This is a genomic window from Kosakonia sp. R1.Fl (assembly GCF_023516815.1).
Lineage (GTDB): Bacteria > Pseudomonadota > Gammaproteobacteria > Enterobacterales > Enterobacteriaceae > Kosakonia.
Map to the genome: position 1 here is coordinate 1361332 of NZ_JAMGSQ010000001.1, position 12671 is coordinate 1374002.

Annotated in this window: 12 protein-coding genes; 2 read left to right on the forward strand and 10 right to left on the reverse strand. The window is 54.8% G+C overall.

Annotation, left to right across the window (positions count from 1 at the left end; translation table 11 throughout):
• Positions 1-83 precede the first annotated feature (83 nt).
• Complete coding sequence (gene glpK / locus M8Q36_RS06460; RefSeq protein ID WP_020455954.1) at positions 84-1592, reverse strand: glycerol kinase GlpK; 1509 nt, start codon at positions 1590-1592, stop codon at positions 84-86.
• Positions 1593-1613: 21 nt separating this feature from the next.
• Positions 1614-2462: an MIP/aquaporin family protein gene (locus M8Q36_RS06465; protein WP_097407363.1), complete on the reverse strand. Its 849-nt coding sequence runs from the start codon at positions 2460-2462 to the stop codon at positions 1614-1616.
• Positions 2463-2957: 495 nt separating this feature from the next.
• On the opposite strand from M8Q36_RS06465, the gene zapB reads away from it, so the two are divergent.
• A complete protein-coding gene (zapB, locus tag M8Q36_RS06470; protein ID WP_086873298.1) occupies positions 2958-3203 on the forward strand; it encodes a septal ring assembly protein ZapB in 246 nt (81 codons plus the stop codon).
• 172 nt (positions 3204-3375) lie between these two features.
• Here the strand turns inward: zapB and rraA are convergent, their stop codons facing one another.
• The 7 genes from rraA to priA all read right to left on the reverse strand — a co-directional run bounded on the left by rraA (position 3376) and on the right by priA (position 11367).
• Positions 3376-3861 carry a ribonuclease E activity regulator RraA gene (rraA, locus tag M8Q36_RS06475; RefSeq protein ID WP_020455956.1) on the reverse strand — a complete coding sequence of 162 codons (486 nt, stop codon included), beginning with the start codon at positions 3859-3861 and terminating at the stop codon, positions 3376-3378.
• Positions 3862-3953: 92 nt separating this feature from the next.
• The gene (menA, locus tag M8Q36_RS06480; RefSeq protein WP_020455957.1) at positions 3954-4883 is read right to left on the reverse strand and encodes a 1,4-dihydroxy-2-naphthoate polyprenyltransferase; all 930 of its coding nucleotides are present in this window, start codon (positions 4881-4883) and stop codon (positions 3954-3956) included.
• Between the two features lie 66 nt (positions 4884-4949).
• Positions 4950-6281, reverse strand: coding sequence for an ATP-dependent protease ATPase subunit HslU (gene hslU / locus M8Q36_RS06485; protein ID WP_020455958.1), 1332 nt, complete (start codon positions 6279-6281; stop codon positions 4950-4952).
• Between the two features lie 9 nt (positions 6282-6290).
• Positions 6291-6821: an ATP-dependent protease subunit HslV gene (gene hslV, locus M8Q36_RS06490; protein WP_020455959.1), complete on the reverse strand. Its 531-nt coding sequence runs from the start codon at positions 6819-6821 to the stop codon at positions 6291-6293.
• 92 nt (positions 6822-6913) lie between these two features.
• The gene (ftsN, locus tag M8Q36_RS06495; protein ID WP_249880382.1) at positions 6914-7930 is read right to left on the reverse strand and encodes a cell division protein FtsN; all 1017 of its coding nucleotides are present in this window, start codon (positions 7928-7930) and stop codon (positions 6914-6916) included.
• Positions 7931-8024: 94 nt separating this feature from the next.
• On the reverse strand, positions 8025-9050 hold the full coding sequence (gene cytR / locus M8Q36_RS06500) for a DNA-binding transcriptional regulator CytR (RefSeq protein ID WP_249880383.1): 1026 nt from the start codon (positions 9048-9050) through the stop codon (positions 8025-8027).
• Positions 9051-9174: 124 nt separating this feature from the next.
• On the reverse strand, positions 9175-11367 hold the full coding sequence (gene priA, locus M8Q36_RS06505; protein ID WP_020455962.1) for a primosomal protein N': 2193 nt from the start codon (positions 11365-11367) through the stop codon (positions 9175-9177).
• Positions 11368-11574: 207 nt separating this feature from the next.
• Between priA and rpmE the strand changes: the two genes are divergently transcribed.
• Positions 11575-11787, forward strand: a complete 213-nt coding sequence (gene rpmE, locus M8Q36_RS06510) for a 50S ribosomal protein L31 (protein WP_007369223.1) — start codon at positions 11575-11577, stop codon at positions 11785-11787.
• A 313-nt stretch (positions 11788-12100) separates the two neighbouring features.
• On the opposite strand, the gene metJ is transcribed toward rpmE, so the two are convergent.
• Positions 12101-12418: a met regulon transcriptional regulator MetJ gene (metJ, locus tag M8Q36_RS06515; RefSeq protein ID WP_007369220.1), complete on the reverse strand. Its 318-nt coding sequence runs from the start codon at positions 12416-12418 to the stop codon at positions 12101-12103.
• Positions 12419-12671: the final 253 nt, after the last annotated feature.

Consider the following 12671-nt stretch of genomic DNA (forward strand, 5'->3'; position numbering starts at 1 on the left):
TTGAGCGAAGTTTATCACAGCGAGAAGAGGAGGGTTGGTAGAGCAGCCCTCTCTCCGGGGAGAGAGGGCAAGGTTGAGGTTAATTACTCGTCACGCTCTTCCCACGCCATCGCGCGTTTGACGGCTTTTTTCCAGCCGTCGTAGCGGAAGTTACGCTCGGTGGTTTCGATACCCGGACGGAATTCACGTTCGATAACCGCTTTTTCCTGCAGCTCATCCAGATTCTGCCAGAAACCAACCGCAAGACCCGCAAGGTACGCCGCACCCAGCGCCGTAACTTCACGTACTTCCGGACGTTCTACGCGTGTGCCGAGAATGTCAGACTGGAACTGCATCAGGAAGTTGTTGGCAACTGCGCCACCATCCACGCGCAGCGCGTGTAAACGAATGCCGGAATCCGCCTGCATCGCTTCCAGTACATCGCGTGTCTGGAAGGCGATAGACTCAAGCGTAGCGCGGATGATGTGGTTCGCGTTGACGCCACGGGTCAGACCGAAAATAGCACCGCGCGCATACGGGTCCCAGTACGGTGCGCCCAGACCGGTAAAGGCCGGCACCACGTACACACCATTGGTGTCTTTCACTTTGGTAGCGAAGTATTCAGAGTCGAAGGCATCGCTGATAAGTTTCATCTCGTCGCGCAGCCACTGAATGGATGCGCCCGCCATAAACACCGCACCTTCCAGCGCGTAGTTCACTTCACCTTTCGGGCCGCAGCCGATGGTGGTCAGCAGTCCATGCTCAGATTTCACCGCTTTTTCGCCGGTGTTCATCAGCATAAAGCAGCCGGTACCATAGGTGTTTTTCGCCATCCCTTCTTTCACGCACAGCTGGCCAAACAGCGCCGCCTGCTGGTCGCCCGCGATCCCGGCGATAGGAATACGTGTACCGCCTTTACCACCAATGTTGGTCTGGCCGTAAACTTCAGACGATTTACGTACTTCCGGCAGCATGGCGCGTGGAATATCCAGCGCCTCCAGCATTTTGTCATCCCAGTCCAGCTCGTGGATGTTGAACAGCATGGTACGTGAGGCGTTGGTGTAATCCGTCACGTGAACGCGGCCCTGGGTCATTTTCCAGATAAGCCAGGTATCAACAGTACCGAACAGCAATTCGCCGCGTTTCGCACGTTCGCGAGAGCCTTCAACGTGGTCGAGGATCCATTTCACTTTGGTGCCAGAAAAATACGGGTCAACCACCAGACCCGTGGCGTTGCGCACATACTCTTCCATGCCGTCGCGCTTCAGTTTTTCGCAAATATCGGCGGTGCGGCGGCACTGCCAGACAATCGCGTTGTAAATCGGCTTGCCGGTTTCACGTTCCCAGACGATCGCGGTTTCACGCTGGTTAGTGATACCGATAGCGGCGATCTCGTCGGAATTGATATCCGCTTTCGCTAACACTTCGACCAGCGTTGAGCTCTGCGATGCCCAGATCTCCATCGGGTCGTGCTCGACCCAGCCTGGCTTCGGATAAATTTGTTCAAACTCGCGCTGTGAGACGCTGATGATGTTGGCGTCATGATCCATCACGACGGCGCGGGAGCTGGTAGTGCCCTGGTCGAGCGCAACGATATATTTTTTGTCAGTCATGGTTATGTTCCCGTAGTCACATTACAGCGAAGCTTTTTGTTGAGTCGTGGAGGCGGTGCCTTTTTCTTCTGCCGCCTCACTGGTTCCAGACGGCAGATGGCGACCAATCAGTTTACGATAACCGAATGCGCCGAGCGCCGCGCCTACGATCGGCCCGAACAGCGGGACGAGGAAGTAGGGAATATCTTTGCCGCCGGTAAAGGCAACATTGCCCCAGCCAGCAAGCCAGGCGAACGTTTTCGGTCCAAGGTCACGCGCCGGGTTCATGGCGAATCCGGTCAGTGGGCCCATTGAGGCGCCAATGACGGCAATCAGCAGGCCGATGAGCAAGGGTGCCAGCGGGCCGCGCGGAATACCATTACCGTCATCACCCAACGCCATGATGACGCCCATCAGCACAGCGGTAATCACCATTTCAACGGCGAAGGCCTGTGCAAAGTTGATGTGCGGGTTCGGGTAGGTAGAGAAAATACCAGCCAGATCAAGACTTTCAACACTGCCGCGCACCATATTGTGCGTGTGTTCGAAATCGAGGAAAAGATTGTAGTAAAGCCCGTAAACAAGTGCAGCCGCGCAAAACGCGCCGGCAAACTGAGAAATGATGAAGGGAACAACTTTGCGCCCATCAAAACTAGCGAAGAGCCATAATGCAATAGTCACAGCCGGGTTCAGATGTGCGCCGGAAACCCCTGCGGTCAGGTAGATGGCCATCGCCACACCCAAACCCCAGATGATACTGATTTCCCATTGGCCGAAGGTGGCGCCAGCCACTTTCAACGCCGCGACACAGCCGACACCGAAGAAAATCAACAACCCGGTACCGAGAAACTCGGCGATGCACTGGCCTTTTAAGGTTGATGTCTGACTCATAATCGGATCCTGCAAAAGAGTAATGGTTATTGTTAGCACGGGCGATCGCTCCCCCATGATGTCGTGTAGACATAGTGTTAATTTATCGTTAACGAGCAAAAACGAGAAATATCGAAATTAAAATGTGTGTACTGCGTCAATAAAATGAGCGTTTTCGAGCGCTGAAGCGCGTTTTTGCACCATAGCGAAATGTGAGCTGAATCATTTTTGTAACCCAGGCCTTAACAATTTAGTGGTAGGCGTGCGCGTTGCACCAGGATGAGGACGAAAAGTGTTGCAAAGCGCAAACAGCGCGGCTCTGCGCTGGACAGGGGCTGGTGGGCTTCATACAATCGGGGACAAGCGAGATCCGCTCAATATCATAAGGCGTCGCCGATTTTCGGGACGGGGATTTTTAAAGACACGCATCATTCGGGTTGCAGGAAAGCGGCGACGCACCTGCAACGCGAAGATATTAAGTGTATATCCATCAGCGCCTTGCAACTCAGGAGAGGTATGACAATGTCATTAGAAGTGTTTGAAAAACTGGAAGCGAAGGTGCAGCAGGCGATTGATACCATCACGCTGCTGCAGATGGAAATCGAAGAGCTGAAAGAGAAAAACAATAGCCTGGCGCAGGACGTACAGTCTGCTCAGCAGAGCCGTGAAGAGCTGGAGCGTGAAAACCACCAGCTGAGAGAGCAGCAGCACGGCTGGCAGGAGCGCTTGCAGGCGCTGCTGGGGCGTATGGAAGAAGTCTGATTACGCTTTTCGTGCTGTCGCGGCACTGGCTGCGCGTATTTACCCCGGTAACGGCGTTGCCGGAGAAACGGGCTTAGCTACAGCGCGAAATTGGCAGGGAAAGTACGGCGATGTCGGATAAGTGAAGCGCCATCCGGCAAAAAGAAAAAGGGCACCGTCAGGTGCCCTTTTTTTACTCGATATCGAGGGGATCTTCGGAAAGGATAATGCCAGTGCTATCGGCATAAAGATGGTCGCCGGAGAAGAAGGTCACGCCGCCGAAATTGACACGTACGTCGCTTTCGCCGATACCTTCACCCGCTGCACCAACCGGAATGGCGGCAATTGCCTGAATCCCAATATCCAGCTCTTCAAGATCGTCTACCTGGCGTACTGAGCCATAGACTACAATTCCTTCCCACTCGTTTTGCACCGCAGTGCGGGCGAGATCCGCGTCGATTAACGCACGACGCATTGAACCACCGCCGTCGACCAGCAGGACGCGACCACGGCCGTTTTGTTCGAGCAGATCGTACAGCAACCCGTTATCCTCGAAACATTTCACCGTGATGATTTGTCCGCCAAACGACGACCGTCCGCCAAAATTGGAGAACAGCGGTTCCACGACGTTGATCTCTTCCTGGTAAATATCACAAAGCTCAGAAGTATCGTATTTCATAGGATTAGCGTTCAGTTGCTGCGAGAACCGTCAGTATATCGCGCATCACGCGCTGTTGGCAAAATCATCAATTGTTCGTTGACATTTATCAGTTAAAGATGCGTTTGACTGAGGATTATTCCTAATACAAACAAGAGATTAGTTAACAATGCACCTTTTACCGTGCGTTCCAGCATCGGCGGCATGGCGCGCGGGTCAAGCTCGCGCAGTACAAAGCGCGCCTGTTTGATAAGCAGCGGCGCAGCCAGCACAAACAGCCAGCCCCACAGGCTTTGCAGCGAAAACAGGTTAAACAGCGCAAGGCATAACAGCGCGCCAACCAGCAGACCGGCGTGGTAACGGCGTGCATTAATCGGCCCTAATCGCACGACCAGCGTATTTTTGCCGTTTTCGCGATCGCTTTCGATATCGCGCAGATTGTTGATATTCAATACCGCCGTCGCCAGCAGACCACAGGCGGTTGCGGGCAGAATAACGGCCGGGATCAGCATATGCGTCTGCAAATACCAGCTACCCATTACGCTTATCCAGCCGAAGAAAAGCAGCACGGAGATATCGCCAAGGCCAAGATAACCGTATGGACGCTTACCGACGGTGTAGGTAATGGCGGCAATAATCGACAGCACACCGAGCGCAAGGAAACCGATGAAATCCGCCATCGTTTGTGTCGCCGCGGTTACCAGCAGCAGCCCCGAGATACAACTCAGCACGATGACAATCATCAGCGCGCGCTTCATCTGCGCAAGGGAAATGGCGCCTTTTTGCATGCCGCGCAACGGACCAATGCGATCCGGTTTATCGCTGCCTTTGACCGCATCGCCGTAATCATTGGCGAGGTTGGAGAGGATTTGCAGCAATCCGGCGGTGATAAGTGCGAGCACCGCCACCAGCGGATCAAAATAGCCCTGCCACCAGGCCAGCACTGTGCCAACGACAATCGCGGCGAAAGCCAGCGGTAATGTTTTCGGTCGCAGGCTTTCCAGCCAGGCCTGGGTGAGGCTAAGAGATTGCGTTTCGTTCATAAGGTCAGCCAACAAAAATGGGGGCAAAAGCCCCCATCGAGTGTGATGAAAACGTTGTGGCCGGGATTATAAGATAAAACGGCTCAGATCTTCATCTGCCACTAAAGCATCAAGGTGCTTACTCACATAGTCTGCATCAATGGTGATCGTCTCGCCGCCCAGATCGCTGGCGTCATAGGAGATATCTTCCATCAGACGTTCCAGCACCGTATGCAAACGACGCGCACCGATGTTTTCGGTGGTTTCGTTCACCTGCCATGCGGCCTGAGCAATACGTTTGATGCCGTCTTCGGTGAAATCAATGTTTACGCCTTCGGTCGCCATCAGCGCTTTGTACTGTACGGTGACAGACGCGTTTGGCTCGGTCAGGATGCGTTCGAAATCTTCCGTGGTTAACGCTTTCAGCTCAACGCGGATTGGCAAACGGCCTTGCAGTTCCGGGATCAGATCCGACGGGCTGGCAATCTGGAACGCGCCAGAGGCAATAAACAGAATATGGTCGGTTTTCACCATCCCGTGTTTGGTCGATACGGTGCAGCCTTCCACCAGCGGCAGCAGATCGCGCTGCACACCTTCGCGGGAAACATCCGGGCCCGACGTGTTACCGCGTTTACAGATTTTGTCGATCTCATCGATAAACACGATCCCGTGCTGCTCAACGGCTTCGATAGCGTCCTGTTTCAGCTCTTCAGGGTTCACCAGCTTCGCCGCTTCTTCTTCAATCAGCAGCTTCATCGCGTCTTTGATTTTCAGCTTACGCGGTTTCTGCTTCTGGCCGCCCAGGTTCTGGAACATGGACTGGAGCTGATTGGTCATCTCCTCCATGCCCGGAGGCGCCATAATTTCTACGCCCATCGGCGCGGCAGCGAGATCGATTTCAATCTCTTTGTCGTCGAGCTGGCCTTCGCGCAGTTTTTTGCGGAAAGACTGGCGCGCAGCGGATGGTTCAGCGGCTTGTTCCGGCTGGCCCCAGTTGTTTTTCGCTGGTGGGATCAGCACGTCGAGAATGCGCTCTTCGGCCATCTCTTCCGCGCGATAGCGGTTTTTCTCGATCGACTGACTACGCACCATTTTCACTGCAGCATCGGTCAGATCGCGGATGATAGAATCCACTTCTTTCCCAACGTAGCCGACTTCGGTGAACTTGGTCGCTTCAACTTTGATAAACGGCGCGTTGGCCAGTTTTGCCAGGCGGCGGGCGATTTCGGTTTTACCGACGCCGGTTGGGCCGATCATCAGAATGTTTTTCGGCGTGACTTCATGGCGCAGCTCTTCATCAAGCTGCATGCGGCGCCAGCGGTTACGCAGGGCAATTGCCACAGAACGCTTCGCCGCGTCCTGGCCGATAATGTGTTTGTCCAGTTCGCTGACAATTTCGCGTGGGGTCATTTCAGACATGGGAGATCCTTACGCTTTATAGGCTAATTCTTCGATGGTGTGGAAGTGGTTGGTGTAGATGCAGATATCGCCTGCAATCCCCAACGCCTTCTCAGCAATTTCGCGTGCGCCAAGCTCGGTGTTTTCCAGCAACGCGCGGGCAGCGGCCTGGGCGTATGGCCCGCCGGAACCGATGGCGATCAGGTCATTTTCCGGCTGGATCACATCGCCGTTACCGGTGATGATCAGCGACGCGGTTTCGTCGGCAACCGCCAACAGTGCTTCCAGCTTGCGCAGCATGCGATCGGTGCGCCAGTCCTTTGCCAGCTCGACAGCCGCTTTCACCAGATGACCCTGGTGCATTTCCAGTTTGCGTTCGAATAATTCAAACAGAGTGAAGGCATCGGCCGTGCCGCCAGCAAAGCCCGCAATGACTTTGTCGTTATACAGGCGGCGAACTTTTTTCACGTTGCCTTTCATTACGGTGTTGCCCAGTGTGGCCTGGCCATCACCGGCGATAACGACATGGCCGTTACGGCGTACGCTTACGATTGTTGTCACGAGCAGACCCCTTGGTTACAAATGCACAATACAGCGCCCCGCACGGTGTACGGGGCAGAATGCAATTATAAATGGGGGGTGTTTTAGGGGTTTCAACCCCCGGCGGCGAGACGGATGCAGTTTGCGTGGCCGGCCATTTTCAGGCGGCTGATGGTAGCATCGGCGCTTTCTTTACCTTTTACCGGACCCATCACCACGCGATTCCAGCCGTTGTTGCTGGTAATACGCGAGTCGAAACCTTCAAATGCCAGCTGTGCACGTACCGTTTCTGCCTGATCCTGGCCTTTAAACGAACCGCATTGGATAAGCCAGCGGCGATCGTCTTTCTTCTCAGCCGTTTGCGGTTGCGCCTTCGGCGTTTCCACTTCACGCGTTACCGGCGCGGCTGGTTGCGTTTTCGGCTGTGACGCAGCGGTATGCGGCGGCGTTTGCAGCAGATCCTGATACGGTTGCGAGGTGGCTGCCGGTTTTTGCTGCGTTGTGCTTTGAGTCTGGCGCGGCGGTGGCGTGGTTTGCGTAGTCCGCGTCTGCTGCTGCTCCGTTACGCGCGGTTGCGTGCGCGGCTGCTGTGCTTGTACCGGCTGTGTCTGCGTCCACTGCTGCTGCTGTTGTTGCATCTGCACTTGTTGTTGTGCCTGGCGCTGGCGTTGCAGTGTTTGCTGGCGCTGTTCCGGCGTCTGCTCGTTCCACGGCACTTCGTTGAGCTGCGTCGGCTGCTGGCGCATGTCGGCCTGCATCTGCGCTAAAAGCTGACGCTGTTCGTCGGTCAATTGCTCCGGTTTTTGCACTTCACCACCGGCCGTCGGCTCGGTTGGCGCGCGTACGCCAGGCTGGCGGCTTTCCAGCTCTTTAATATAGCGCCAGCGCTCTTCCGGTTTCGGCGGCAGGCCGTTGCCGGTCATTTTCTGGTTTTGCAGTGACTCGGATTCTTCTTTTTTGTGGTGCGTAATAAAGTACAAACCACCGATAAAGGCGACCAGCACAGCGGCCGCCATGGCGACCATAGCTGGAGAGACCGCAGACTTGCTGCGCTGTTTTTTCCTTGAGTTACTCGTCTTTCGCCGCGCAGGAGCCGACTGGCTGCGGCGTACATAATCTCGTTGTGCCACTATCGTTTCGCTGTATTTATTTCGTTTATCAGCCCGCCATGTTACTTAAGCGACGGGGTTTTGACCAGAAGAGGGCGTCTGAAAGGCCGCGCCTTTACTTCAGCGCCCGGGTGCTGCCGCGCAGGATTAATTCACACTCCAGCAAGCGCGAACCGCTGCTTACGTTATGCCCCTGCAATTGCTCCAGCAGCAATAACATGGCTTCGCGACCAATCTGATAACGCGGTTGCGAAACGGTGGTCAACGGCGGGTCGCAGAATTCAGCCAGGGAAATGTTATCAAAGCCAATGATCGATAAGTCGTCCGGTACTTTCAAACCCCGGCGTTTAGCTTGCGACAGCGCGCCAAGCGCCATCACATCGCTGTGGCAGAACACGGCAGTTGGCGGCTTCGCAAGCATCAATAACTGATCCAACGCCCGCGCACCCGCCTCGAAAGTGAAATCGCCGCGCGTGATGTAATGCGGATCAACGGTCACGCCAGAGCGGCGCAGCGCCTGAACATAGCCCTGCAAGCGGTAATGGCACAGCGGCATCTCTTCCGGACCGGCGATACAACCGATCCGCTGGTGGCCCTGTTCCTGCAAATAGTTAACGGCATTAAACGCAGCGGTCAGGTTATCAATATGCACCGTCGGCAGCTCCAGCTCCGGCGCGAATTCGTTAGCCATCACCATTGGCGGTAAATTGCGTTGCTCTTCAATGCTGGCGTCAAACGGCAAACGCGAGCCGAGCAGCAGCATGCCGTCGATTTGCTTGGTGATAATCAGGTCGATAAAGGTTTTTTCCTGCTGATTTTGATGGGCGCAGTCGCCAATCAGCACCAGATAGCCATGTTCCGCAGCGGTCACTTCAATGCCGCGAATAATCTCGCTGAAAAAGGGATCGCAAATATCCGGCACAATCACCAGCAGTGTGCGTGATTCATTGCGTTTGACGTTGCGTCCCATTGACTGAGGCAAATAACCCACTTCCATTGCCGCTTGTTCCACCCGGTTGCGGGTAGCCTGCGACACTTTTTCCGGGTTCATTAATGCACGTGACACAGTTGCCGTCGAAACCTTGGCTTTCATGGCAACATCTTTCATGGTCGCTGCCGCAACCTGATTTTTGGGTTTCACCTTGTTCTCCTCGCATGCACGGCGCAGGCGTTGTCACATTTTTATCAGATAGTTAAGCGCACCGGTTACAGAATTTTCATGAAAAGTGTGATGAAAGTTGAATTTTATACGCCGGCTCGCAGCCTTAACTTTCAATCGGGTCGACATCCAGCACCCATTTCACCCGCCGAGCGTCCGGCAGGGTGTTAATCAGGGCCAGCGCGCCGGTGACGATATGCTGCAGGCGAATACGGGAAGGGTGTTGTAGCAGCAACTGCCAGCGGTAACGCCCGGCGCGTTTGGCCGCCAGCGCCGGAACCGGGCCCAGGATCCAGAGCTGGTTGTCCGCCAGTGGGCTGGCTTGCAGCAGATTTTTAAGCTGTTGCAGAAACAGCGGCGCGTGCTGGTTGTTCTGATCTTCCGCGCGGATCAGCACATGGCTGGTCCACGGCGGCAATTGCATGGTTTGCCGCTCCGCCAGCGCCTGTTCCGCGAAGGTGTCATAGCCTTTATGCAGTAGCGTTTGCAGAAGCGGATGTTCCGGGTGGTGCGTTTGCAGTACCACTTCGCCCTGTTTGCCTGCGCGCCCGGCACGGCCGGAAACCTGGGTATAAAGCTGGGCGAAACGCTCGGCAGCGCGGAAATCTGCCGAAAATAACGCGCCGTCGACATCCAGCAGCGCAACCAGCGTAACATCCGGGAAGTGGTGGCCTTTTGCCAGCATTTGCGTGCCAATCAGAATGCGCGCACCGCCGCGATGTACTTCGGCAAGATGCTGCTCCAGCGCGCCTTTGCGGCTGGTGGTATCGCGGTCAATGCGTGATAGCGGCACACCGGGAAACATCGGCGTTAGCGCGTGTTCCAGCTGTTCAGTGCCAAGGCCAACAGGCAATAAATGTGTAGAACCGCAGGACGGACACTGGCGCGGCACCGGGCGTTGGCTGTCGCAGTGGTGACAGCGCAAATGCTGTTGCGCCTGGTGGAAGGTGTAATAGTGATCGCAGCGCGGGCATTCCGCTATCCAGCCGCAGTCATGACACAGCAATGCAGGCGAAAAACCACGGCGGTTAAGGAACAAAATAACCTGGTTTCCCGCCTGTAAATGCTGGCGCATACGGTTGATCAGCGCCGGAGCCAGGCCGGCCTGTAACGGCTGGCCTTTCAGATCCAGCACATGCTGCATCGCCGGTCGCGCGTGGCCTGCGCGGCGAGTCAGGCGCAGCAGATGGTATTTGCGCGACCGCACGTTGTGCAGGGTTTCCAGCGCGGGCGTTGCTGAGCCAAGAATAATCGGGATCTGTTCGCTGTGGGCGCGGTAAACCGCCAGATCGCGGGCGTGATAACGCCAGCCTTCCTGCTGTTTATAGGAACTGTCGTGCTCTTCGTCGATGACGATCACGCCAAGATTCTTAAACGGAGTAAACAGCGATGAGCGCGTGCCAATTACAATCGCCGCTTCACCGCTCTTTGCTTTTTGCCATGTTATCAGGCGTTCGCTGTCGTTCAGCCCGGAGTGCAGTACTTCAACTGGCGCGTTAAAGCGCTCACGAAAACGGGCAATTGTTTGCGGCGTCAGGCCAATCTCCGGCACCATCACCAGCGCCTGTTTCCCCTGCGCCAGCACGTTTTCCAGCACGCTTAAATAGACTTCTGTTTTACCGGAACCGGTCACGCCCGCCAGTAACCAGGCGGAAAAGCGATCCGCTGCGCTGTGAATAGCGCCAACGGCGGTGGCTTGCTCTGTGTTCAGGCGCAGTCGGTCGCCGCTTACGGAAAATGTCGTGCGCCAGTCATTAAAGGCTGGTGTTTCGCTGTTCATCTCCGCCAGCCCTTTGGCGCGCAGCGCTTGCAGGGTAACGCTTTTCAGATCCAGCGCTGCCAGTTGATGCTGCCAGATTTTGCCTTTCCGCAGCGCTGAGAGCGCCTGCTGTTGTTTGGCTGATTTGACGCGGTTGATGTCCATTGCCTGGCCCTGCTCGGTCGCAAACCAGTAGCCCTGGAACTCCGCGCTGGCGGGCTTAGTCTGGCGCAGCAGAACGGGAAGGGCGTTGAACAACACATCCCCGATCGGATGGTGGTAATAATCTGCAGCCCATAGCAATAACCGCCAGACCGCCGGGGAAAAAACCGGTTCGCTGTCGAGCACCTCTTCCACGCTTTTGAGATCGGCCAGCGGCAGTTCGCTTTCGTCGCCCACTGACAGCACAATACCGACGCGGTGCTGGTTACCAAACGGCACACGCACGCGACAACCCGCGCGCGCGGACATCTCATCCGGCAACAGGTAATCGAACGTGCGGGGCAACGGTACAGATAGCGCAACGCGGGCGACGGGCATCTCATCATCCTGACTTGAAAACTGGCGGGATAGTATACACATTGTTGCTACTGGCGAGCGGATCAGTTTGCATGTGCTGGCTAATTTCTGTATGATTCGCCGCCTTTGATGCGTTTTGAACGTGCCAAAGATACACTTACATATTAACTCGCGTGGTGTCTGGCGTTAGGGCTGGAAGAGCGACGCGGCCTTAAACTGAGGTTTCCCATGAAAAAAGGTATTCACCCGAATTATGTAGCGATTACTGCAACCTGTTCTTGCGGTAACGTGATCAAAACCCACTCCACCGTGGGTCACGACCTGAACCTGGACGTATGCGGCAAATGCCACCCGTTCTTTACTGGTAAACAACGTGTTGTTGATACCGGTGGTCGTGTTGAGCGTTTCAACAAACGCTTCAGCATCCCGGGCAGCAAATAAGTTGCCAAAGAAAAAAGCGCCGAAAGGCGCTTTTTTTGTCTCTGCGTTTTGCCGAAGGGGCGCTTTTTTGTGATAAAAGTCACAAAAATATTGCTCTGCTTAAAAAACGAGCATATCCTTTTCGCCATCCACTCCTGTGACCCGAGCGAAAAAAATGAGCGATTTGCTTACGGCTGTGAAAAACGTATTTATGTCTTATCTGCTCTCACTGGCGGAAGTGCATCCGGAAGTCACGCGCTTCTGAGTGAGCCGATAAGATAAACAGATTGAAACAAAAAGGGCGGAAGATATCTTCCGCCCTTTTTTATTGCGATCAGTATTCCCACGTATCCGGGTCGATCCCCAGTTCACGCATAATCACTTTCGCCTCTTCCGGGATTTCGTCGCTACGCTCTTTACGCAGGTCTTCATCGTTCGGCAGGGGTTGACCGGTAAACGCATGCAAAAACGCTTCACACAACAGCTCGCTGTTGGTGGCGTGACGCAAGTTGTTCACCTGACGACGGGTACGTTCATCGGTGAGGATTTTTAACACCTTAAGAGGAATGGAAACCGTAATTTTTTTTACTTGCTCACTCTTCTTGCCGTGCTCAGCGTATGGGCTGATATATTCGCCGCTCCATTCAGCCATGAGATACCTTTAATCCTCTCAGTCATTAGTCTAAACCCGGACACCGCCGGGCCGTAATTCCGCGTAGTTTACCGTAGAGTCAACAGGGTGACACGGTGTATCGCTCAGCTACCGGTACTAAAGCGTATAATTTTAACGGCTATTGTACTTTTGCTCAATCTATACGCAAAGAAGTTTAGATGTCCAGATGTATTGACGTCTATTGTCGCAATGTTTACTCTGTCGTGAGACTTTTCATCCATTAAGCCAGGAA

Bases quoted from the DNA above. Each gene is read 5' to 3' on its own strand.
- glpK (WP_020455954.1), bottom strand. From the start codon at position 1,592: ATGACTGACAAAAAATATATCGTTGCGCTCGACCAGGGCACTACCAGC.
- M8Q36_RS06465 (WP_097407363.1), bottom strand. From the start codon at position 2,462: ATGAGTCAGACATCAACCTTAAAAGGCCAGTGCATCGCCGAGTTTCTC.
- zapB (WP_086873298.1), top strand. From the start codon at position 2,958: ATGACAATGTCATTAGAAGTGTTTGAAAAACTGGAAGCGAAGGTGCAG.
- rraA (WP_020455956.1), bottom strand. From the start codon at position 3,861: ATGAAATACGATACTTCTGAGCTTTGTGATATTTACCAGGAAGAGATC.
- menA (WP_020455957.1), bottom strand. From the start codon at position 4,883: ATGAACGAAACGCAATCTCTTAGCCTCACCCAGGCCTGGCTGGAAAGC.
- hslU (WP_020455958.1), bottom strand. From the start codon at position 6,281: ATGTCTGAAATGACCCCACGCGAAATTGTCAGCGAACTGGACAAACAC.
- priA (WP_020455962.1), bottom strand. From the start codon at position 11,367: ATGCCCGTCGCCCGCGTTGCGCTATCTGTACCGTTGCCCCGCACGTTC.
- rpmE (WP_007369223.1), top strand. From the start codon at position 11,575: ATGAAAAAAGGTATTCACCCGAATTATGTAGCGATTACTGCAACCTGT.
- metJ (WP_007369220.1), bottom strand. From the start codon at position 12,418: ATGGCTGAATGGAGCGGCGAATATATCAGCCCATACGCTGAGCACGGC.